Source organism: Sinomicrobium weinanense (assembly GCF_018863395.1).
In the GTDB taxonomy this organism is placed as follows: Bacteria; Bacteroidota; Bacteroidia; order Flavobacteriales; family Flavobacteriaceae; genus Sinomicrobium; species Sinomicrobium weinanense.
In genome coordinates, this window is sequence record NZ_JAHKRR010000003.1 from 376,318 (window position 1) to 398,862 (window position 22,545).

15 protein-coding genes are annotated in these 22,545 nt (G+C 46.4%); 1 reads left to right on the forward strand and 14 read right to left on the reverse strand.

Annotated elements, in window-relative coordinates; translation table 11 throughout:
- Positions 1–121 precede the first annotated feature (121 nt).
- Positions 122–1,498: a TlpA family protein disulfide reductase gene (locus tag KN811_RS11165; RefSeq protein WP_187964590.1), complete on the forward strand. Its 1,377-nt coding sequence runs from the start codon at positions 122–124 to the stop codon at positions 1,496–1,498.
- Positions 1,499–1,653: 155 nt separating this feature from the next.
- Here KN811_RS11165 and KN811_RS11170 read toward each other — a convergent pair whose 3' ends face one another.
- The 14 genes from KN811_RS11170 to KN811_RS11235 form a co-directional block, all read right to left on the reverse strand.
- Positions 1,654–3,063 carry an MBL fold metallo-hydrolase gene (locus KN811_RS11170; protein WP_187964591.1) on the reverse strand — a complete coding sequence of 470 codons (1,410 nt, stop codon included), beginning with the start codon at positions 3,061–3,063 and terminating at the stop codon, positions 1,654–1,656.
- 119 nt (positions 3,064–3,182) lie between these two features.
- A complete protein-coding gene (locus tag KN811_RS11175; protein ID WP_187964592.1) occupies positions 3,183–3,983 on the reverse strand; it encodes a sulfite exporter TauE/SafE family protein in 801 nt (266 codons plus the stop codon).
- 182 nt (positions 3,984–4,165) lie between these two features.
- Complete coding sequence (locus KN811_RS11180) at positions 4,166–4,798, reverse strand: Crp/Fnr family transcriptional regulator (protein WP_187964593.1); 633 nt, start codon at positions 4,796–4,798, stop codon at positions 4,166–4,168.
- A 374-nt stretch (positions 4,799–5,172) separates the two neighbouring features.
- Positions 5,173–6,351 carry an acyl-CoA dehydrogenase family protein gene (locus KN811_RS11185; RefSeq protein WP_187964594.1) on the reverse strand — a complete coding sequence of 393 codons (1,179 nt, stop codon included), beginning with the start codon at positions 6,349–6,351 and terminating at the stop codon, positions 5,173–5,175.
- A 177-nt stretch (positions 6,352–6,528) separates the two neighbouring features.
- Positions 6,529–8,922, reverse strand: coding sequence for a GH92 family glycosyl hydrolase (locus KN811_RS11190; protein WP_187964595.1), 2,394 nt, complete (start codon positions 8,920–8,922; stop codon positions 6,529–6,531).
- Between the two features lie 106 nt (positions 8,923–9,028).
- A complete protein-coding gene (locus KN811_RS11195) occupies positions 9,029–9,322 on the reverse strand; it encodes a type II toxin-antitoxin system RelE/ParE family toxin (protein ID WP_187964596.1) in 294 nt (97 codons plus the stop codon).
- Positions 9,312–9,536 carry a hypothetical protein gene (locus KN811_RS11200; RefSeq protein WP_187964597.1) on the reverse strand — a complete coding sequence of 75 codons (225 nt, stop codon included), beginning with the start codon at positions 9,534–9,536 and terminating at the stop codon, positions 9,312–9,314. The genes KN811_RS11195 and KN811_RS11200 overlap by 11 nt, the downstream gene beginning before the upstream one ends.
- 46 nt (positions 9,537–9,582) lie before the next feature.
- The gene (locus KN811_RS11205) at positions 9,583–11,886 is read right to left on the reverse strand and encodes a GH92 family glycosyl hydrolase (protein ID WP_187964598.1); all 2,304 of its coding nucleotides are present in this window, start codon (positions 11,884–11,886) and stop codon (positions 9,583–9,585) included.
- A gap of 91 nt (positions 11,887–11,977) precedes the next feature.
- On the reverse strand, positions 11,978–13,609 hold the full coding sequence (locus tag KN811_RS11210; RefSeq protein ID WP_187964599.1) for a RagB/SusD family nutrient uptake outer membrane protein: 1,632 nt from the start codon (positions 13,607–13,609) through the stop codon (positions 11,978–11,980).
- A gap of 12 nt (positions 13,610–13,621) precedes the next feature.
- Positions 13,622–16,600: a SusC/RagA family TonB-linked outer membrane protein gene (locus KN811_RS11215; RefSeq protein WP_187964600.1), complete on the reverse strand. Its 2,979-nt coding sequence runs from the start codon at positions 16,598–16,600 to the stop codon at positions 13,622–13,624.
- A 723-nt stretch (positions 16,601–17,323) separates the two neighbouring features.
- Positions 17,324–18,031 (reverse strand): gluconate 2-dehydrogenase subunit 3 family protein, encoded by a 708-nt coding sequence (locus tag KN811_RS11220; RefSeq protein ID WP_187964601.1) that lies wholly within the window; start codon positions 18,029–18,031, stop codon positions 17,324–17,326.
- A gap of 104 nt (positions 18,032–18,135) precedes the next feature.
- On the reverse strand, positions 18,136–19,878 hold the full coding sequence (locus tag KN811_RS11225; RefSeq protein WP_187964602.1) for a GMC family oxidoreductase: 1,743 nt from the start codon (positions 19,876–19,878) through the stop codon (positions 18,136–18,138).
- Between the two features lie 61 nt (positions 19,879–19,939).
- Entirely contained in the window at positions 19,940–20,953 is a 1,014-nt protein-coding gene (locus KN811_RS11230) for a family 43 glycosylhydrolase (protein WP_187964603.1), read from the reverse strand.
- 462 nt (positions 20,954–21,415) lie between these two features.
- Positions 21,416–22,444: a LacI family DNA-binding transcriptional regulator gene (locus tag KN811_RS11235; RefSeq protein WP_187964604.1), complete on the reverse strand. Its 1,029-nt coding sequence runs from the start codon at positions 22,442–22,444 to the stop codon at positions 21,416–21,418.
- Positions 22,445–22,545: the final 101 nt, after the last annotated feature.

Here is a 22,545-nt window from a genome sequence, read left to right on the forward strand (position 1 = left end):
AGAATTATAGAATCAGGAACGGTAAGACAATATATAAACCCCGAAGGGGTGGTATAATTTGCTAAACCAAATAACATTGCCCTTAACCCGGAGGTAGTATACCTCAAAACACTTTATCATCATGAAAAAAAGCATATTCATATATGCCGCCGTAATCCTTCTGGCAGGCGCTTGCAAACAAAACGAAACGAGAAACTATACTGTGCTTTCGGGTAAAATCGAAAATCCCGTATCGAATCAACTTTTAATTTCGGGGCAGGATTTCTTCAGGGATACTATTGCTGTCCGTGATGACGGAACGTTCAGGGATACCCTGTACCTTTCGCCCGGTTCCTTCTTATTGTCGCACGGTAAAATATTCTGGAGGTCGTACCTCGAAAGCGGTTACGATTTAGCAATGGCATTCAACACTTCCGATCTTAACGGCACCCTTTCCTATACCGGGACCGGAAGCGGAGAAAACGCCTATATTTTTTCAAAATTTAAAATGCTACGTTCCATTATGGACAAAAAGCAACAGGCATTTAAAGCAGATGAAAGCACTTTTAAAACCATAACGAACAGGCAAAAGGAAGCCCTGGAACACCATCTCAACACTTTTGGGGGGATCTCTGAGGGATTCAAGTCTAAAGAGACCCGGAACATCGCCTACGGGTACCTGGCCGACCTGACCCGGTATGAGACCATGCACCGACGGTTAACGGACAATGAAGGATTCAGCATTTCGGCTGACTTTCTGGACGAGCTGGACCAGGTTATCTACAACAGTGGTATAGATTTTCTGTTTTCCGGAAATTACAGGAGGTTGACAGAGCGGCATTTCGAAAAAACGGCGCGTGAGATTGCGCAGAATGAAGGTGTGGAAGAGGACATTGCCTATTTAAAAAGCATATCCGGGATAGAAAACGATACGATAAGGAACAGCCTGGCCTACGAACATGCCAGGTTCGGGATTACCTATACCAACGACCTGGATACGTATTACGAACTGTTTTCAACGATCTCCAATGATACGGAACACAGGAAAGAGGTAAACCGTAGTTATGAAGTATTGGCTAAAGTAGCCAAAGGCCGGCCGTCGCCACGATTTGAAGAATATCTGAATTTTGACGGCTCCAACACCTCATTAGAGGACCTGAAAGGCGCCTATCTCTATATCGATGTATGGGCCACCTGGTGCGGACCGTGCAGGAAGGAGATCCCCTATTTAAAACAACTGGAAAAGAAATATCACGGCAGGAATGTCAAATTTGTCAGCATATCCATCGATAAACAATCAGACAAGGATAAGTGGAAAGAAATGATCCTGGAAAAAGAACTGGGAGGAACACAGTTACTGGCCGACAAGGACTGGGAATCCGATTTTGTAAAAAACTACATGATAAAAGGGATCCCCAGGTTTATTTTACTGGATCCGGAGGGAAATATTTTAGATCCCAATGCGCCTGTTCCTTCTTCTGGAAAGCTGGAAGCTATCTTTAATAACCTGGATATATAGGTAAAACGGAAGACCTCCTTATAAGGCCTTTATTCTGATGTTGAAAAACGTGAAAAAAATATGATCCTTGTTTAAGATTTTAAAAAGGCTCCCCTCTTGAGATGAAGGCCTGTACCGAGCTTGTCGAAGTAGGAGGAGCCCTTTTTTCTTATCCGCTATTCACGTTCATTGGGAAGGGATGTTGATACATCGATTCCCGCCTTCCGGATAGCCCCGAACCCTCCGGAAACATCCGCAAAGTTATGGATGCCCCGGCTCTTTAATATGGAGGCTGCAATCATTGACCTGTAACCTCCTGCACAATGGAGGTAGAATTTTTCGGTTTCCGGGAACTCATCCAGATGATCGTTTATAAAATCGAGCGGAGTCAGGTGTGCTCCGTGTACGTGCCCTGTTTCGAACTCTGTTTCTTTTCGTACATCAAAAACAGGGGCAGTTGTTGTTTTGAGCTGTTCTTTCAATGCTTCGGCAGAAACGGAATTTACCGTATCGTATTCCCAGCCTTCTTCTTTCCACGATTCGAAACCGCCTTTCAGGTATCCCAGGGTGTTATCAAAACCGACCCGGGAAAGCCTTGTCACCGTTTCTTCTTCCCTTCCCTCGGGGGTGACCAGCAGGATTGACTGGGCCGTATCCATGATAAGCGCACCTACCCAGGGGGCAAAGCTGCCCTCAATACCGATAAATATGGAACGGGGAATGTGTCCTTTTTCAAACTCGGACTGATGGCGTACGTCCAGCACCACAGCTCCCGTTTTATTGGCCAGCGTTTCAAATTCTGACGGGGACAGTGGCCTGGCCCCGCGTTCCAGCACCTCATCGATATCGTCATAGCCTTCCCTGTTCATTTTTACATTATGCGGAAAATACTGTGGCGGCGGCAGAAGGCCTTCGGTAACTTCTTTGATAAATTCTTCCCGGGTCATGTCGGTTCGGAGTGCATAGTTCATCTTTTTCTGGTTTCCCAGGGTATCCACGGTCTCTTTCATCATGTTCTTGCCACATGCCGAACCTGCCCCGTGACCGGGATATACGATGACATTGTCTTCCAGCGGCATTATTTTTTTACGGAGACTGTCAAATAGCTTTCCGGCAAGCTCTTCCTGAGTGAGATGTGTTGCTTTCTGTGCCAGATCGGGCCGGCCTACATCACCGAGGAACAGGGTGTCACCGCTGAATATGGCATGGTCTTTCCCATCTTTGTCCCGAAGGAGGTAGGTGGTGCTTTCCATGGTATGCCCTGGTGTATGCAATGCCACAATAGAGGCCTCTCCGAGTGGAAATTCCTGTCCGTCTTCGGCAATCACAACATCAAAACCCGGATTGGCCGTCGGCCCGTAAATGATCGGGGCTCCTGTTTCTTTGGAAAGGGTGAGATGCCCACTCACAAAATCGGCATGGAAATGGGTTTCAAAGATATATTTGATCTCAGCGCCGTCCTTTTTTGCCTTTTCCACATAGGGTAGCACCTCCCTCAGCGGATCTATGATCGCTACCTCGCCATTGCTCTCTATGTAGTAAGCACCCTGGGCAAGGCATCCGGTATATATCTGTTCTACTTTCATCACTATAAAATTTAATGCTTATTAAAATAATACACGAACCGGGCCAAAATACGGCCTTAGCATGTTGAATCGGGTTAAATTTTCCGATTTCGGTTTACCGCTGTCACCTTGTCACTTGCCTACATATTCATAAATTCCCTGACCAGGATATAGACTCCCATCAGCAGTACAAACCATCCAAAACCTCTTTTTAGTTTTTTACCATCGGCCTTGTTGGAAAGGTAGCTGCCTGCAAAGATCCCGAGAACAGCTATTCCTGAGAACGACAGCAATAACTTCCAGTCTATGTCCAGCACCTCTACGTCTCCGGCAAATCCGATAAGGGAATTGATCGATATGATAAGCAGGGAGGTAGCCACTGCTTTTTTCATAGGAAGCCGGGCAAAAAGCACCAGGGCGGGAATGATGAGAAAACCGCCACCCGCTCCTACAAAACCGGCCACGACCCCAACCAGTATTCCTTCCAGAAACAGGATGTGATAGTGATACTCGGAAACATTGGTTATAACATTTTTTTTCTTGTTCCGCAGCATGGATATCGAGGTAACGAGCATGACCACGGCAAAAAAGACCATGATAACGTGATCTTTGGTGATATTGATATTCCCTGCCGAAAACAGATCTTCCGGAATAGCGGGCACAATAAACCTCCGCATTACATAAACCACTACAAAAGCAGGAAAAGCAAACACAAAAGCTGTTTTTACCTGTACCAGCTTTTTACGCATATTGACAAAAGCCCCTACCAGTGAGGATATCCCCACGACAAACAGGGAATACCCGGTAGCCGTAACGGGGTTAATTCCCAGCAGGTATACCAGTACAGGAACTGTAAGGATAGAGCCCCCTCCTCCTATAAGCCCCAGTACTATACCTATAACAAACGCTCCGATAAAACCCGATACCTGGAGTATATCCATATACTGCACTTACAATTCGGTACAAAAGTAGGGGATTCCGGGTAAGTAATAGGTAACAAAGGTTACATGCTTCGGCTCCCTTCGACCCAGCTCAGGGACCGCCGCTCAGCAACCCGGCAATTGATAAAATGGCATATCGATTACTGGTTATCGATTGCTACATGTACTGTATTGGCCAGGGTTTAAAGCACTATGACTTTTATACTGTTCCTGTGAAGTTGTATTTTCCCCTGGTTTTCGAGTTTTTTTAACAGCCTGGAGACTACGACCCTTGAAGTATTCAGGTCTTGTGCAATCTCCTGATGTGTGGTTTGGATCACATCGTCATGGGTTATCATGGCCTTGTCCCGGAGGTGCCTGAGCAGGCGTTCGTCCATTTTCAGGAAGGCAATGGAATCGATAGTGTCCAGCATTTCCATCAATCTGTCGTGATAGCTTTGCAGGATGAATTGTCGCCAGCTTTTATAGGCAGCCATCCAGCTTTCCATTTTTTCAACGGGGATCATCACCAGTGTGGTATCGGTCTCGGCTACGGCCCGTATTTCGCTTTTGGCACGACCTACGCAACAGGAGAGCGTCATGGCACAGGTATCTCCCCTCTCTATAAAATAGAGGAGCAATTCGTTCCCTTTTTCATCTTCACGGAGAATTTTAATGGCTCCATCCAGGATAAGTGGCATTCCTTTTATCGGCTCACCAATGTCCATAAGCTGGAAGCCTTCGGGTACTTTTTTCAGCGTACCTATCCTACTTATTTCTTCCAACAAGCTGTCTTCGAAGAGGTATCCGTAATTTTGCTTTAACGCATCTGTCATGCCCCTAAGATAATAAGAGCATGTTTAAACTGGATTGATTGAAGCAAAAAATGATGGTTTTTGTTCCATATGAAGACTTTTTTGAGCCGCATAGCCGTAGTTATGGGGCGAGAAAAAGACGAGTATGGGGCAAAAAGGACATTTTTTTAGCCAATTAAATTCAGTTTAAACAAGCTCTAAAGTTAATTGTCGGAAGACTAGGTTTAAAGCGTAAAATTGAGGGCTTATTTGGTTGCCGGTTGCGGGTTGCCGGTTTTCCAGTTAGTAATCAGTAATCGGTGGTCAGTGACTGAAACCAAAAACACCCAACTGGTCAACTCGCGCATCAGCTCAGTTCGATTAAGCCAGTCAAACCGGTAACTGGTAACGGGCAACTATTTAAAAGCACTGAACCCGGTGACGTCCATTCCGGTAATAAGCAGATGTATATCGTGTGTACCTTCATAGGTGATCACGCTTTCCAGGTTCATCATATGGCGCATAATGCTGTATTCTCCCGTAATTCCCATACCGCCGAGCACCTGCCGGGCTTCGCGGGCTATTTTTATGGCCATCTCCACATTGTTCCGCTTGGCCATGGATATCTGGGCTGTGGTAGCTTTACCTTCGTTTCGCAACACTCCGAGCCTCCAGGCCAGTAATTGTGCCTTGGTGATCTCGGTGATCATCTCTGCCAGTTTCTTTTGCTGTAATTGTGTGGCCGCTATGGGTTTGTCGAACTGGATACGTTCCTTGGCATAGCGCAGGGCCGTATCATAGCAGTCCATCGCCGCCCCGATAGCTCCCCAGGCAATCCCGTAACGCGCGGAATCGAGGCAACCGAGTGGTGCACCGAGCCCGCTTTTTCCGGTCAACAGGTTTTCTTTGGGCACTTTTACATTGTCAAATATGAGCTCTCCTGTTGCAGACGCCCGCAAGGACCATTTGTTATGGGTTTCCGGAGTGGAAAAACCTTCCATGCCGCGCTCCACGATAAGCCCGTGTATCCTCCCCTCCTCGTTCTTTGCCCATACGATGGCTATATCGGCAAAAGGGGCATTGGAGATCCACAGTTTGGCCCCGTTCAACAGCAAATGGTCGCCTTTGTCCTTAAAATTAGTGACCATCCCCCCGGGATTGGAGCCAAAATCCGGTTCGGTAAGCCCGAAGCAGCCCATAAATTCGCCGGAAGCCAGTTTGGGCAGGTATTTTTTGCGTTGTTCCTCTGTTCCGTATTTCCATATGGGATACATTACCAGCGAGGACTGAACGGAGGCGGTAGAACGTATACCACTGTCTCCCCTTTCTATCTCCTGCATAATAAGCCCGTAGCTGATCTGGTCCAGTCCGGCCCCTCCATATTCTTCAGGGATATACGGCCCGAAGGCTCCGACTTCGGCAAGACCACCAATGATCTGTTTCGGAAATTCCGCACGCTGGGCGTATTCTTCTATAATGGGGGATACTTCCCGCTTTACCCAATCCCTGGAGGCGGAACGCACGAGTTTGTGCTCTTCCGACAAAAGATCATCTAACTGGTAATAGTCCGGGGCTTCAAAGAGGTCTGGTTTCATGTAAATACTATTAAATTATCCTTCAAATATATCTAATGAAATATAACAGTACAAAGTTTATTTGTTATATTTTTTCGTTATTATAAAAATTCATCCTACTATACAGACAGAAACGAAAAAGACACTCCTTGCCCAATGCAAATAAGAGTGTCTTTTTATTTTTCACAAAGCAACCGTTTAGTTATACAGTTCTTTATTCGGTTTATCTGTCATATAAAAGGTAAGATTGCCTCCTTTCAGAATATCACTGTGTTTGATAAAGGGGCTCGCCAGAAGTTCTCCGTTGAGTTCCACTTTTTCCACAAATACATTTTTATCGGACTGATTTTCCGCACTAACTTCAAAAACATTACCGTTTTCGAGCCGTATGGATGCATGTTTTACCGAAGGGCTTCCTAGGGCGTAGTCCTCAGAACCCGGGGCAACGGGATAAAACCCGAGCGTACTGAAGATATACCAGGCGCTCATCTGCCCGAAATCGTCATTACCGCCAAGGCCATCTGCTCCTGTCTGGTACATCCTCTTTAATATCATCCGTATTTTATCCTGGGATTTCCACGGGGTATCCGTCCAGTTGTACAAATACACTACGTGATGTGAGGGTTCATTGCCATGTACATAGTTACCGATGATCCCTTCCCTGGATATATCCTCGGTCTTTGCAAAATATTTGTCCGGGAGCTCCATGGTGAAAAGCGAATCGAGCCGTTCTGTAAAACGTTGCTTTCCACCCATCATTCCGATCATTGTTGAAGGATCATGGGGGACATACAGGCTGTAATTCCACGAATTTCCTTCGATAAAGCCCTGCCCGTGGGTATCGAGGGGGTCAAATTCCCTTTTAAAGCTGCCATCACTTAGTTTGGGGCGCATAAAGCCGCTTGCTTTATCAAAGACATTCTTATAGTTTTCGGACCTCTTTGTAAATTCGCGATAGACCTCTTCTTTTCCCAACTTTTTTGCCGCCTGTGCAATAGCCCAGTCATCATAGGCATATTCGAGGGTTTTGGACACGGAAGCACCGTTTTTATCCTCAGGCACATAGCCCATGTCCATATAATATTTCAGTCCATCATAATACCCTATTTTTGCGGTTTGAACGCTGGCTTGCAGGGCGTGTTCTGCATCAAAACCCGTGTTGTCTTTTACAATGGCATCGGCAATGACCGAAGCACTGTGGTACCCGATCATACACCAGTTCTCATTGGCGTAGTGCGACCACACGGGAAGCATGGGATGCACACTCTGATCGTAATGGGCCAGCATGGATTGCACCATATCTGAATTACGTGAAGGCTGAAGAAGATTGAACAGCGGGTGCAGCGCCCTGTATGTATCCCAGAGGGAAAAACTGGTATAATTGGTAAAACCGTCTGCCTGGTGGATGTTCATGTCCAGTCCCCGGTATTTCCCGTCCACATCCATATATTCCGTAGGCCCCAGGAAAGCGTGGTACATGGCGGTATAAAAATTCACCTTGTCTTCTTCCGAGACTGTTTCCACAACGGCCTTGTTCAGTTCTTTGTTCCAGAGCTCCCGCCCTTTTTGTTTTACCTGGTCAAAGTCCCAGTGCGGGATCTCAGCTTTCATATTGGCCAGGGCCCCTTCGGTGCTTACAGGGGAAATGGCAAATTTTATCTTGACCTTTTCGCCTTCCCCGGTCTTGAAACCGAAATATGTCCTCAGTTTTTCACCGGCCATTTCGGGGAAGTTCTCCGACTGGTCGAACTTCCGCCAAAAGCCTTTGTATACATGGTTATCTTCATTGACCTGCCCGTATTTTACAAAGGGCTTACTGAACGACATGGCAAAATATACTTTCCTGGTTCGCGCCCAGCCGTTGGTCTGCCGGAAACCGGTGACCAGGGTGTCGTTCTCCACCCGTACAAAAATCCACACATTCTTTTCATCGTAATTGTAAATACCCGACATCAGGTCGAGTATAATATGCGCCTTATCCGACTTAGGGAAGGTATATTGATGCATTCCCACCCTGGTGGTAGCAGTGAGTTCTGCTTTGATATCGTAGTCGTCCAGAAGTACACTGTAATAGGCCGGTTCGGCCTTTTCGTTATCGTGCGAAAAAGTAGAGCGGTAACCTGTATCCGGTTTGTCTGCCGTGCCGGGGTTGAGCTTCAATTCCCCAACGGTAGGCATGATGAGAAAATCCCCGAGATCGGAATGCCCGGTGCCGCTGAAATGGGTATGGCTGAAGCCAACAATAGTCTTATCGCTGTACTGATACCCGGCGCAGTATTTGTATACATCGGGGTTGTACTGCCCGTCTACGGCATAGGGAATGGTATCGGTATCGGGGCTTAACTGCACGCTCCCGAAAGGCACTGTGGCCCCGGGATAGGTATGCCCCATTTTGGCGGTGCCTATCATGGGGTCTACATAGCGGGCGAGGTCTTGGTAAGCAGAGGTTTTCTCTCTTTCGTCAGGAATAACAATATCTCTTTTATCTATATTGTTACACCCAGTAAAAAAAATCAAGGGTACCGCCACAAATCCCATAACCATTTGTAGCCTGGTATACTGTTTTATGATTTGTATACTTTTTTTTATCATCTTCTGAATTTTATGGATGGTTTACCTGCTTCTATACTTGATCGAACAGGGAAAAACAAAGAAAACCAACTCCGAATAATGGAGTTGGTTTATCTGTAAATGAATATTATTTACCAGGCTTCCTTTGTGGGTTCCGATATGTATTAAAAACGGAATAAACTACAACAGTATCTGCTAACACTTCATAAATTATTACGAACGGAAAACTCCTGATATATGCTTCGCGATAAGGTTTTCTCCTGATTTGATAATGCTCCGGATTTTGTTGTATTTCCTTTACATATTTTTCTACCTGGTCTATAAATTTTTGTCCCAGGCCAGGACTTTTGGATTCATACCACGAAATAGCTTCTGCCATATCGTACTCCGCCCTGGGTTTTATCAATAGTTTACAGGCCATACTTTTGTTGCAGCCTTGCCTTTACTTCTTCCCATTCATAAGAAGGGGTTTCTTCATTCAAATGTCGGATCCTGTCTTTGTCCAATTCATCGTACAGGGTATCCGGAATTTCCTGATTTTCCTGAAAAATATCCTTTATCTTTTTTAAAACAGATTTATTTTTTGTGTGCAACAAAAGATCTATGAGTTCTAATTTTAACAGTTGTACATCCATTTTCTGTCTGTTTTACACAAAGTTACTCAATTTTCAATTACCTGACTTATTGATTAGACAGGGAATAAGGGAAATCTGCTTTTTCCACTCCTCTGGCCTTGTTCGGCGCATCGGACATTTCCACATCGATGACCGCTCCTTTCATCAGGGCTTTATGGCTCAGCCAGTTTTTGGTGTATTCTTTGCCATCGACCGTCATTTTCCGGATATACCTGTTGGTATCGCTATTGGCCGGAGCTTTTATCTCTACTTTGTTCCCGTTTTGCAGTTCAAGAGTCACTTTTTTAAACAGGGGTGCACCGAGTATGTATTCGTCCGTTGCCGGGCATACGGGGTAGAATCCCATGGCGGAGAACACATACCAGGCCGAGGTCTGGCCGTTGTCTTCATCTCCGCAATAACCGTCGGGAGTGGGCCTGTACATCCGGTTCATGGTTTCGCGTGCCCAGTATTGGGCCTTCCAGGGTTCGCCGGCATAGTTATACAGGTAGATCATATGCTGGATAGGTTGGTTACCGTGTGCGTACTGCCCCATGTTGGCGATCTGCATTTCCCGTATTTCATGGATCACTCCGCCATAATAGCTTTCGTCAAATACAGGTGGGAGATTGAACACCTTGTCGAGCTGTCCCGTAAACCCTTTCTTTCCTCCCATCAGATCTATGAGCCCCTGTACATCGTGGAATACGGACCAGGTATAGTGCCAGCTGTTCCCTTCGGTAAAGGCGTCTCCCCATTTAAAGGGGCTGAAGGGCGCCATGAACTTGCCGTCCTTGTTCTTTCCGCGCATCAGTCTGGTTTCGGGGTCGAAGAGGTTTTTATAATTGAGACTTCGTTTTTTGTAGACTTCAATCTCTTTCTTCGGTTTACCCAAAGCCTTACCCAATTGATATATGGTAAAGTCGTTGTAGGCATATTCCAGGGTCCTGGCGGCATTTTCATTAATTCCCACATCATAGGGGACATAGCCGAGCTTATTGTAATAATCCACTCCGGCACGGCCTACGGCAGTAAGGGGGCCTGCATTATTGGCACCGTGTACGAGGGCTTCCCAGAGGGTTTCTATGTTGTATTTATGTTTCCCGTCGATCTTCAGGTAGGCATCGGCCACTACGGAGGCGGAGTTGTTCCCGATCATGACATTACGAAGTCCGGGGCTTGCCCATTCGGGCAGCCATCCGCTTTCTTTATAGGCATTGGCCAGTCCTTCCTGCATTTGTGCGTTCAGTTCGGGATACATCAGGTTAAGGAAAGGGAAGAGAGAACGGAAGGTATCCCAGAAACCGGTGTCGGTAAACATATATCCCGGCAATACTTTTCCGTTGTATGGGCTGTAGTGTATAACATCCCCGTTCTCGTCATATTCAAAGAATTTCCTGGGGAACAGCAGTGAACGGTAAAGGCAGGAATAGAACGTCTGCATCTGCTCTACGGTACCGCCTTCTGCTTTTATACGGCCGAGTTCTTTGTTCCAGATATTCCTTCCTTTTTTCTTTACGGTATCGAAATTGTCATTACCTATTTCATTCAGGTTGCGTTCGGCCTGTTCAAAGCTGATAAAGGAAGAAGCCACCCTTGCATTGACCTTTTCGCCTTTTCCGGTCTTAAACCCGATAACCGCCCCGGCGTGGTCTGCCTCCATTTCGAGGGCATCGTTGAGCTTGTTCCCGTTAAAGGTAGAGGTTGTTTCAAAGGCTTTGTCAAATATGATGACAAAGTAGTTTTTAAAATTGTCGGGCACACCACCACTATTTTTGGTGGTATAGCCAATGATCTTGTTTTCTCCGGGGATTATTTTTACATAAGACCCTTTGTCCAGGGCATCAATGACCATGTGAGCGCTGTCTGTTTCGGGGAAGGTAAAGCGAAAACGGGCTGCTCTTTCGGTAGGTGCGATCTCTGTCGTAACATCGTGGTCTGCCAGGTAAACACTGTAATAGTAGGGAGTGACGATTTCTGCCTTATGGGAGAACCAGCTGGCACGGTCGTCTTCGTTGAAGCGCAATTTACCCGTTACTGGCATGATGGCAAACTGACCGTAATCGTTCATCCAGGGGGAAGGCTGGTGCGTTTGTTTAAAACCCCTTATTTTATCGGCTGTGTACATATAGGCCCATCCGTCTCCCATTTTCCCGGTCTGCGGGGTCCAGAAGTTCATGCCCCAGGGAAGGGCAATGGCGGGATATACGTTGCCGTTGGAAAGGCTGTGTTTGGAATCGGTTCCCATAAGCGGGTTTACCCAATCTATGGGGTCATCTACCCGGTCTACCATCACGGTTTGGGCTTGTACCCAGGATAGTTGCAACAGGGCTATAATAGCCATGAGGATCGTTAAAGATTTCTTTTTCATAGGTGGTTATCATTATAGTGTTAATGCATGACCAAAGTAGTAAAAATATGGAGAGGGACGAACCATCCCTCTCCACAAGTCACTTTATATTTTAATATCCCGGATTCTGTTCCAAATTGGGGTTATTGGCAAGTTGATTCGACGGAATAGGGTATATCTCTTTATTGGGATCGTTTGTCGGTTGATGATCCCACCATGTTCCGGAAACATACTTATCGAACCGGATAAGGTCTGTACGGCGTTTTCCTTCAAAGATAAACTCTCTTCCCCGTTCAGCCAACAGTTCGTCCATGGTCAATGTAGCCGCAGTATATTGTTCATCGGCCCAGTCTTCTGCTGAAAAGGCCCGCTGTCTGCTGGCATTGACAAGGTCTACGGCTTCCTGGGTGGCGGTTCCCCCGTTTTTACGCATCAGGGCTTCTGCCTTGTTAAAGTATATTTCGGTAAGGCGATAGAGGATATAGTGATTTTCACGGTAATTCTCATCACCAACCATTCCCGATTTATATTTGTTAAAGCGTGCACCGCTGTTTTCTTCGCCTTCGGCCATACTTCCTTCACTGGTCATATCTCCTTCACTCTCTCTTCGAATACTGTTTACGTAGACCAATGGCTGGCCATTCCATTCTTCCGTACCTAATACCGGTTCTTCCGTACCGTATTTATACTGGGGGCCGAATAAAAACCAGTCTTTTTTCCTCAGATCATTTTCGTCATAAGCATCGTAAGCAGTCGGAACAACCACAAAAGCGTTCCATCCGCTATAATCTATATTCAATACTTCTTGCATATTGGTATATCCGAGGAAAAATCCGGCCCAGTCAAAAGTGAAACCGGCTTTATGGCTATATGCTATTTGATAAAGGCTTTCGGGCGCAGACTTATTGGTATTGGCAAAGGTTTCCTCCAGGTCATCCGCCAGTTTTGGCGTTCCGTTGATCCCCCCTGCTTCTCCGCTGATAATTTTATCACAGGCTGCAATACATTCGTCCCACATGGGGGTTCCCACCCATTTCTCTGCATTTAAATAAAGTTCCGAAAGCATGGCATATCCTGCAGTCTGGGTGGTCCGTCCTACCAGGTCTGCCGAATACTTGGGCAATTGAGGTACATAGGTTTCCAGTTCCGTTTTTACATATTCAAAAACTTCTTCACGGGATTGTGTAGACGGGTTGGTGGGTGCTCCCTGCGCTATTTCCGTTACAACAGGCACATTGCCCCACAGTTCCATGATCTTCATGTAATGAAATGCCCTGAGGACGTAAAGCTCTGCCAAAATGGATTCGATCTCTTCCTGTGTCATTTCCAGAGCAGCCGGGTCTTCTATGGCCGAAATATCCTCGATCGCCGCATTTACATATCCTACCCCGCCCCACATCGTTGTCCAGGCCGACCTCATCCTTCCTTCATTACTGGTCCAGGTATGATAGTGCTGCCTGAAATGGTCGCCTCCGTCATATCCGTGACGTCCTTTTTGCGGCCATGCCAGCTGGTCGGAAGACAACTCGGAATGATAATAATAACCGTTCCCCCCGGTGGGAGCAAGCCAGGCCTGCATATGGGTCATGGGACGTAATGCCGCCTGTAATACTTCCAGCTTACTGCTGTAGAAACTGTCCTTGGTGATCTCACTATACAGATCCTCATCGAGGTCTGTACAACCATGGATGCCGAAAAGACCTATGGTCAATATGAATATTGTTCTTTTAATATATTTTTTCATTGCGCTGTTTTTTTAGAATCCAACATTTAAACCTATGGTCCAGGATTTAGTCCTGGGATAAAAGCCCCTGCTGTCGATCCCGGGTTCAAAACCGGTATCTTCCAACTCGGGATCTATACCGCTATATCCCGTAAATGTAGCTATGTTCCTACCGGTAATATAAACACGCATATTACGGATATACTTTGTTTTAAGGTCAAAATTGTATCCCAGGGTAATATTGTCCAGTTTCACAAAATCTCCTTTCTCTATATAGTAATCCGAATATTGTGGATCATCATCCAGCTGATCGTGTGTGGTAACAGCACTTTTCAACAGGTTGTTGGGAAGCCATTTCTTGTTACCGAAATACATGTCTTTTGTATTGAGGATATCAAAATCGAATTTTCCCCTGAAAAAGATGGTCAGGTCAAAATTCTTGTAGGTCAGAGTGTTATTCAGGGATGCCTGATACTTGGGAACCCCATTTCCTATAACGGTAAGGTCGTTTTCATTCATTTCCGAAGCTAAACCGGTAGACCCGTCCGCTTTATAGAACAGCCATTTTCCGTCATCAGTGAACCCGGCAAACCGTTTTCCATAGAAATTACCGACTGCTCCTCCTTCTTCAAGACGGATAGCGGGCCCGAGATTTCCGGGGGAGGGGAGGCCTGCAAATTCCAGCCAGTTGGCATTGAAAACGTCATTAGACAGTTGTTCCAGTTCATTGATCTGGGAATTCGCGGCAAAATCCACATTCCAGCTAAAATCATCTTTTTGAATCGGAGTCGCGGAAATAACGATCTCCACCCCTTTGTTGCGCAACGACCCCACATTGGTGTAGATCCTGTCGTGTACAAATGATGGTTGTTGTGCAAAATAGTCGTATAACAGGTCTGTCGTTAAACGGTTATATACATCCAGGGATCCGCTTATACGGTTGTCCAGCACTCCGAAATCCAGACCAAAGTTCCATTCTTTTTTCTCCTCCCATCGAAGGTCCGGGTTGGGGTTACGCCTGGCACCATAAGTCTGATAGAATGTTCCGTACTGCGGGTATACCCCTCCTGTACTGAGGCTTACCAGCGACTGATAGTTCGGGATCCCCTGGTTACCGGTTACCCCATATCCTATCCTTAACTTTAAATTGCTTATTTCCGGGATATTGCTCATAAAGTCCTCTTCGCTTATGGCCCATCCGACGGAAGCAGCCGGGAAATTACCCCATTTGTGATTCGCCCCGAAACGGGAAGAACCTTCCCGGCGCAGGATGACCTGGGCAAAGTATTTATCCATGAATGAATAATTGACCCGGCCAAAGAATGCAATAAGCCTATTGTCTTCCTTAAAACTTCCCATTCCCGGATTGGGCCGCTGATCGTTATAAAGTGCATCCCCGGATCCCAGGTCCCAGTCCATGAAACCATCGTTGGTGAACCCATTGTTATAAGCATTGAAGGTTTCCGTTGTTGAATACTGGTAACTGTAACCGGCAAGGGCCGCAATGGTGTGGTCCCCGAAGGTCTTATTGTAGTTAATTGTGGTCTCAAATGTTTTTGACCAGTTCAAATAGTTGAATTTCGAGGCATAGCCCGTGCCCTGGTAATTCCGTATCTGGTCCCAGTCTTTTGTAGACCGGTAATGACGGGTGTTATAAGTGTTACGTACATACGAACCGAATGCGGAAGCTGACAGTCCGTCGATAATGTCCAGAGTCAGCCGGGCATCGCCGGAAAAGGTTTGCTGATCGCGTTCCAGTTTACGATGTGCCAATCGTGACAGGGGGTTATAATTGTTATAGCCCTCTGTTTCATAAAAACTCCCGTCTTCGTTATAAACAGGAGCCGTAGGATTTCGCTGTATGGCCTGCTCAAAATCGCTTCCGGTGGTTTTATCCCAATCTCCTCTATCTGTTAATTCATATCCTCCTCCGAGCAAATTGGCTTTGTTGAAATTGGCTGCCATATTAACCTGTAAATGCAAACGGTCCTGCAATCCCCTTTGATTAAAGTTCACACGGCCTCCGAACTGTTCCCGTCCGTTTTCTTTGGCTATACCATTGGCATCATTGTAATAAAGCGAAGCCCGGTAATTACTTTTTTCACTTCCCCCTGAAGCTGAGAAGTTATGGTACTGGCTAAGGTTTTGCTTGTCGATCAGTTCGTCATACAGATCCACATTATAGCCGAAGTCCTGATCTTCCGAGATCACTCCCTGGGAAATAAGGTCCCGGAATTCGGAAGCGCTCAGGTAATCCGGTTTTTCATCTACAAATTCCCTCTGGAAATAGGTGTTATATTCAAAACGGGGGTCTCCTGCTTTGCCTTTTTTGGTAGTGATCAAAATAACCCCGGCATTTCCCCGGGTACCATAGATCGCCGCGGCAGATCCGTCTTTCAGCACATCGATGGACTCTATATCGTCCTGTTGCAGCAGGTCCAGGTTGCCTCCGGGTATTCCGTCAATCACCACAAGAGGAGACCGGGTCCCTTTGAGGGAGGTAACCCCCCGTAACTGGATCGATGCTCCCGAGTTGGGGTTGTTCCCCTGAGTACGGGTTATATTCAATCCGGCCACTTTACCCTGGACAAGGTCCATGGGAGACCGCGCCCCGCCCTGGTTAAAATCCTTGGCCTTTACCGAAGCTACAGCCGAAGTGATCTCTTTCTTTTTCAGGGTCCCATACCCTACTACTACGACCTCATCGAGTGCCTGGGTATCTTCCTGGAGAGTTACATCGATCGTGCTTTGTCCGTTTACCGGGATCTCCTGGTTTTTAAACCCGATATAGCTAAAGACCAGAACAGCATCTTCAGCCACGCCCGATAGGGTATAGTTCCCGTCAAAATCGGTCTGGGCACCATTGTTCGTACCCTTTACTACGATATTTGCTCCGGGTAAAGGTCCGGCTGCATCAGACACGGTTCCGGAAACCGTGATCTGGGCCTGTGCTATCCCTATACAAAACAGGGCCGTAAAGAACACAAGCTCTTTCCTCAGAATAGTTTTCATGAATGATAGTTTAGATTTAAAGTTAATTTTAAGGTTTGGATGGCTAAAAAATAAGCCAGGTCATTACTAAAACGTTTCAGCAAATAATCCAAAAAAATCAGGGAGTTATACCTGTCAGGCAGGGGGCCAGAAAATACTTCTGATTATCCCAGCTTCCTGAATGTTTTACATATTATTTTTACTAAAACGTTTTAGCATTAAAATAAAACATTTAGCGTCTATTTAAGTCCGCCATTCGGGTATAAACGCCAGCACAAAAATTAACACTTTATTAGCACGGTGCTAGTTTACGAAAAAAAATCTATCTCGCAAAAAAAGAGTTATTTATTTAAGACTTTCGTAAAATTAGGTGACTGACCTCATAACTTTTCATACTGTTCTGCCTCTTATAGGTTATTTTATCTTTTCGAAGGAGGAAGCATGACCTTAACGTCAGTTTAATATAAGTCTCAAAAGAGCCTACTTTGCGGGTTCCGATACTCTTTTAGTTTATCCTGAGTTTGCCTGCACCAAGCACTTCGATAAAACCCAGTATACTTGTCGAAGTACCGGGGGGCTCAGGACAACGCATTGCTCCTTCGTCGAGGTACCCGGTCTGACGGGAAAGGATTATTTTCTGAAAAAGCATTGTAAACCGGCCGCAGATGAAATACCTGCGGCAGAGCTTAACAAAACAATCTAAAACATGAAAAAGTTCTTTTTTTGAAGTTTCGGAAAAGGGGCTTATACTTCATAATTATCCCAGTTTGCGATCTCTCCCCGCTCTTCCGGTTTTATGCATTGCTGCAGGGTCTTTTCGTCATAGGCCAGTCCGTGTTTATCCAGTACATCCTGGGGAACGCCGTTCCATTCATTGGGGGTGTTCCCTACATAACCCAGGTCCTTAATGCCCATTTTACTGGTATAGAAACCTGTGGCCACAAGATTCCTGAGCCTGGAAAAGAATATGGCTCCCGGCTTAAGTTCCGGTTTTACCTCTTCCGGGTAGGCGATATCTTCGACTATCGTTTTTCGTTCTTCTTCAGAACAGGAAAGGAACTGCTTGTTATACCTCAAACCGCTCTCACGATCGATCCACATCAATCCTCCCCTCAGAGGGATCTGGTGCTCCGGGATGTCTTTGACAATAAATTCTATAAATTCCGGAACTTCGGCATCTGTGGCCGAACCGGAAGTTTCATCGGCCGGGATGATCATATCTGCCAGAACAGCTATCGTTCCCATCTCGTGTTCGGTAAAGAAGGTTTTGCTATTGAGTTCTGCATCCCGGGCAGCTTCCTCGGGTGTACGCCCGTAATCCTCTCCACTGTCAGTGTTTTCCGGAGCGGCCGCCTGTTCCTTTTTTTCTTCACCCGGCACACAGCCATGGAGCATGAGTCCGGAGGCCACACCACCTATGACCAGGGTCTTTATGGTTTCTCTTCTGTCCATTTGTTAGTTTTTATAGTTTTTTAGTTGAAGAGTCCCGGAGTTTGGGGGTCCTGGAGTTTTTTTGTATTTTGTTGTTTAATATTACTATCAACTCATCAACTCTTTTAAATATTCATTTTTTTCATTTCTTCCTTCAGGTAATCCGATGCCCTCCATGCCAGTGCCAATATGGTCCAGGTAGGGTTTTTGTCGGCCTGGGACACGAAGGGGCCTCCGTCTACGACGAACAGGTTGGGAACATCGTGTGCCTGGTTGAATTTGTTCAGCACTGAGGTCTTCGGATCGTTCCCCATACGGGTGGTTCCTACCTCATGTATGATCCTTCCGGGGTTTTCCAGGCCATGATCGCTCTCCTCGCCGGGCTTTTCTCCAAGGGCAATACCGCCCATGGCATGGATGACCTCTTCAAAGGTATCGTTCATATGCCTGGCCTGTTTGCGTTCTTCATCTGACCATTTGTAGTGGAATTTCAGTACGGGAATACCGTATTTGTCCACTACATTCGGATCAATTTCACAGCGATTCTCTTTTCTCGGGATACTTTCACCCCGGCCGGCCATACCGAATGTGGCTCCGTAAAATCTGCGCAGGTCGTTCTTGAAGTCCAGGCCATAACCTCCTGCTTTTTTCATCTTGCCGTCCTTACCGGGAACCTGGCCGTTCATGGCCTCCATATTAAAACCGAAGCCGTAGGCGGGCATGCCCATTCCTCCCCAATATTCTATGTGATATCCTCTTGTAAATCCGAGGTTTTTGCTGTCGTTGAGCCACCAGGGCGTATAGAGATGCATTCCTCCCACGCCGTCTTCGTTATATCGCTTGCGGTCCAGCAGGCTGGGGATAAGCCCCATTCGCGAAGACCCGGTAGAATCGTGAAGATATTTCCCCATGACATCGCTGGAATTAGCCAGCCCGTTAGGGTGTGCGGAAGATTTGGAATTGAGCAATATCCTGGCGGAGCTACAAGCGCTGGCAGCCATGATCACCACTTTTGCTTTTACGGTATATTCCTGCAGGTCTTCTTTATTGACATAGGAAACACCAGTGGCTTTTCCTTCCTGGTCGGTGAGCACTTCGCGTACCATGGCGTTTACATAAAGGTCTACATTCCCGGTTTCCATCGCAGGATTGACCAGTACGGAAGAGGACGAGAAATCGCCATACACGCTGCACGCTCTGGAACACTGGCTGCAAAAGAAGCACGCCCCCCTCTTGTTGTTCACTCTTTTGGTAAGGATCGAAAGCCTGGAAGGAATCATGGGTACTCCTGCTTTTTGAGCACCGTTTTTGATGTAAAGTTCGTGCAGCCTTGGTTTGGGAGGTGGCAGGAAGTAACCGTCGGGCTCGTTGGGGATATTTTCCCTTGTTCCGAACACTCCGATAAGTTTGTCTACCTTGTCGTAATACGGTTTTACATCCTCGTAGCCGATCGGCCAGTTATCTCCTTTGCCGTCATAGTCTTTTCGCTTAAAATCGAGCGGACCGAAACGGAGGGATATCCTGCCCCAGTGATTGGTACGCCCACCGAGCATCCGGGAACGGAACCAATCGAACTCAGTACCTTCTTCCTTGGTATAGGGTTCCCCGTTGATTTCCCATCCGCCATAGGCCATGTCAAAATCACCGAAAGGCCTCACAGTACTGGCACCACGCCTGGGGGATTCCCAGGGCCAGCGCAACTGGGTGCGCTGTTCTGGATTTTTGGGATCGAAATGAGGGCCCGCTTCCATCAGCGCTATTTTGAATCCGGCTTCGGCAAGGACATGTGCGGCCATCCCGCCTCCGGCACCGGAGCCTACGATACAGATATCATAGGTCTTGGATTGTTCTTTGATCTGAAACGACATTATTTAATTTTTACGGATATTGAATAAGTTGATTACCTAGTTTCTCAGAAACTGTCTAAATTTAATTGTTTTTCCCGGATTCTTCCGTACCGGATCCCAAAGGCGCGCTTTTTACGCCTTCATTGGTGATCTTCACGGGCAGGATATGGCCTTCTTCGTCAAAATGCATTTCATCAATACAGGTTATCCTGGAATTCTTGTCGGTCTCATCGAGCGGCCTCCTGTGATACACAATATACCATTTGTCTTTTCCGGGTACCCTGATCACGGAATGGTGTCCGGCCCCGGTAGCGATCTCCAGGTCCTGCTGCAATATCTTCCCGATACGTTTAAAAGGGCCCAGCGGGGAGTCGGCAATAGCATAGGCCACACTATAGTCCGGACCTGTCCAGCCGCCTTCAGACCACATAAAATAATATTTGCCATTCCGGATAAACATAAAAGGGCCTTCTACATAATTTTCCGGTGTGACCTCCCTGAAGGTTTCCCCGTTCTCAAAAGGGATAAATCCGGTAAAATCGTCATTGAGCCGGGCTATGTTGCAATGCTGCCACCCTCCATAAATAAGATAATGCTTACCATCTGTATCCCTGAACACAAACTGGTCTATGGGTTGTGCCCCGTTGTGAAATTTATCGATCAGGGGTTTGCCCAGATGGTCCCGGAAAGGGCCTTCCGGACGGGAGGCCACTGCCACTCCTATCCCGCCGTATTCTTTATCACTCTGTATGTCATTGGCCCCGAAGAACAGGAAATAACGATTGTCTTTTTCAATAATGGACGGGGCCCACACGGCCCGTTTTGCCCATTTTATTGCTGAGGTGTCCAGTATACGGCTGTGTTTTGTCCACTCCACCAGGTCAGGGGAAGAAAAGGCATCGAAAAACACCTGCTTGTCATACGGAGCTGAATAGGTAGGATAGATCCAGTATTTTCCTTCGAAGATCACACCTTCGGGATCGGCGTACCAGCCTTCAAATACCGGATTGTTGTTCCCGGGGGTATTCGCAGTGTTCTGAGCATACAGCAGCACCCCCGAAACCAGGAAAAAGAAAAACGGAATTATAGATTTCACAGCATATTTTTTTTCGGTTCATTATCAAAGACCCGGAATATTTCCGGGATTAAAGCCGGTATTATTCGGAAGCATTTCGCATTAGTCCATTTTTTAGCTAAAACGTTTTAGCAATGTTTTGAAAAGTTTAGGAGCTTTCCCGGTCTTTCCAGTTTTCTTCCGAAAAACACATCGAACTCTTCCAACAGCATTCTGAACAATTTTTGTGCTATTTTACGAAAAAAAATCTATCCGGCAAAGCACGGGTCTTTTTTTTGCACAAACCTTAATTATTCCTTCGTAAAACTAAAGATTTGACAAGTGTGGTTTTTTAGAAGAAAACAGAGACTCCGGAAGGAAATACGAAGTTGGAGGTACGAAGTTAGAAGTGTAACCTTGGTTTTGCCCATAGTTTACCCTCTGTACAGAAGATCGTTTTACCGGGAAGGTTGCCAAATTGTGGTAACAAGACTGCCTTTCGTTTTATTTTTTTCTTGCAGTAGATTCGCGTACCACCAGCTTTGCGGGGAGTTTTATTTTGTCTTTGCGAATGTCATCCGAGCTTTCTTCATGCCTGAGCTGATTAAGGACACTTTCTACCAGTTTATGGGAAATTTCCTCGACAGGTTGTGTAACTGTTGTGATCGTTGGTGTGTGCATACGGAACACCTCGCTGTCGTCGAAGGCAATAACCCCAATATCGTCGGGGATGGATAAGTTTTTCTTCTTCAGGGCCTTTAGACCACTAATACCCAGATAATTGGAAGAAAAGAACAGGCTGTCTATCTCCCGGTTTTCAGCAAGAAAATTGATGATGGCATCAATAATGGAGGTTTCTGTACTACCATAGGGTATGCGAAGGACAAACCTGGGCAGCCCGGAAGCCTCCAGGGCCCGTATGTAGCCTTTATACCTGCCCGACATCTGGGTCTGGTCGGAATCGAGCGTTACAAAACCTATCTGCCTGTACCCCTGCTCTATGAAGTGCTGAATGGCCGTGCAGGTACTTTGCTCGTTGTCTATGACCACATATCCCGTGGAAAGGTCTGTGAAATAACGATCAAACAGCATTAACGGTATGCGGTTGGTCACCAGTGTTTCTATGTCTTTTTCTATGCCTTCGGTAGGGGTAATAATATAGGCATCCACCCTCCTGTCCTTAAAGGTCCTGATGAGCTCCCTGGTTTTCTCGGTGTTGTTCTCCGTACTGCAATAGACGATCTTATAACCACTGTTATTGGCGCTGTCTTCTATAAGCCTTGCCACACTGGAAAAAAAGGGGTTGGAGATATCCTCGGCCATAAAAGCTATAATCTTGGACTTGCCGTTCCTGAGGCTTCGGGCAAAATGGTTGGGACGGTAATCTACTTCCTTGACAAACTTCAGGACGCGGTCTATGACCTCCTGGCTGATCCTGTTTTGTCTGGCTTTGCCGTTTAGCACGAGAGAAACGGTGGTGATGGACAACTGCAATTCATTTGCTATATCCCGGATGGTACGTTTGGCTTTCATTCTTTTTGTTTATGGCTTGTAAAAAATACCTCACTCCCTGCGTATGAGCAACATTACTTTATCATTAATGTCACAAATATATAAAAAGGAAAAGAGCTAAA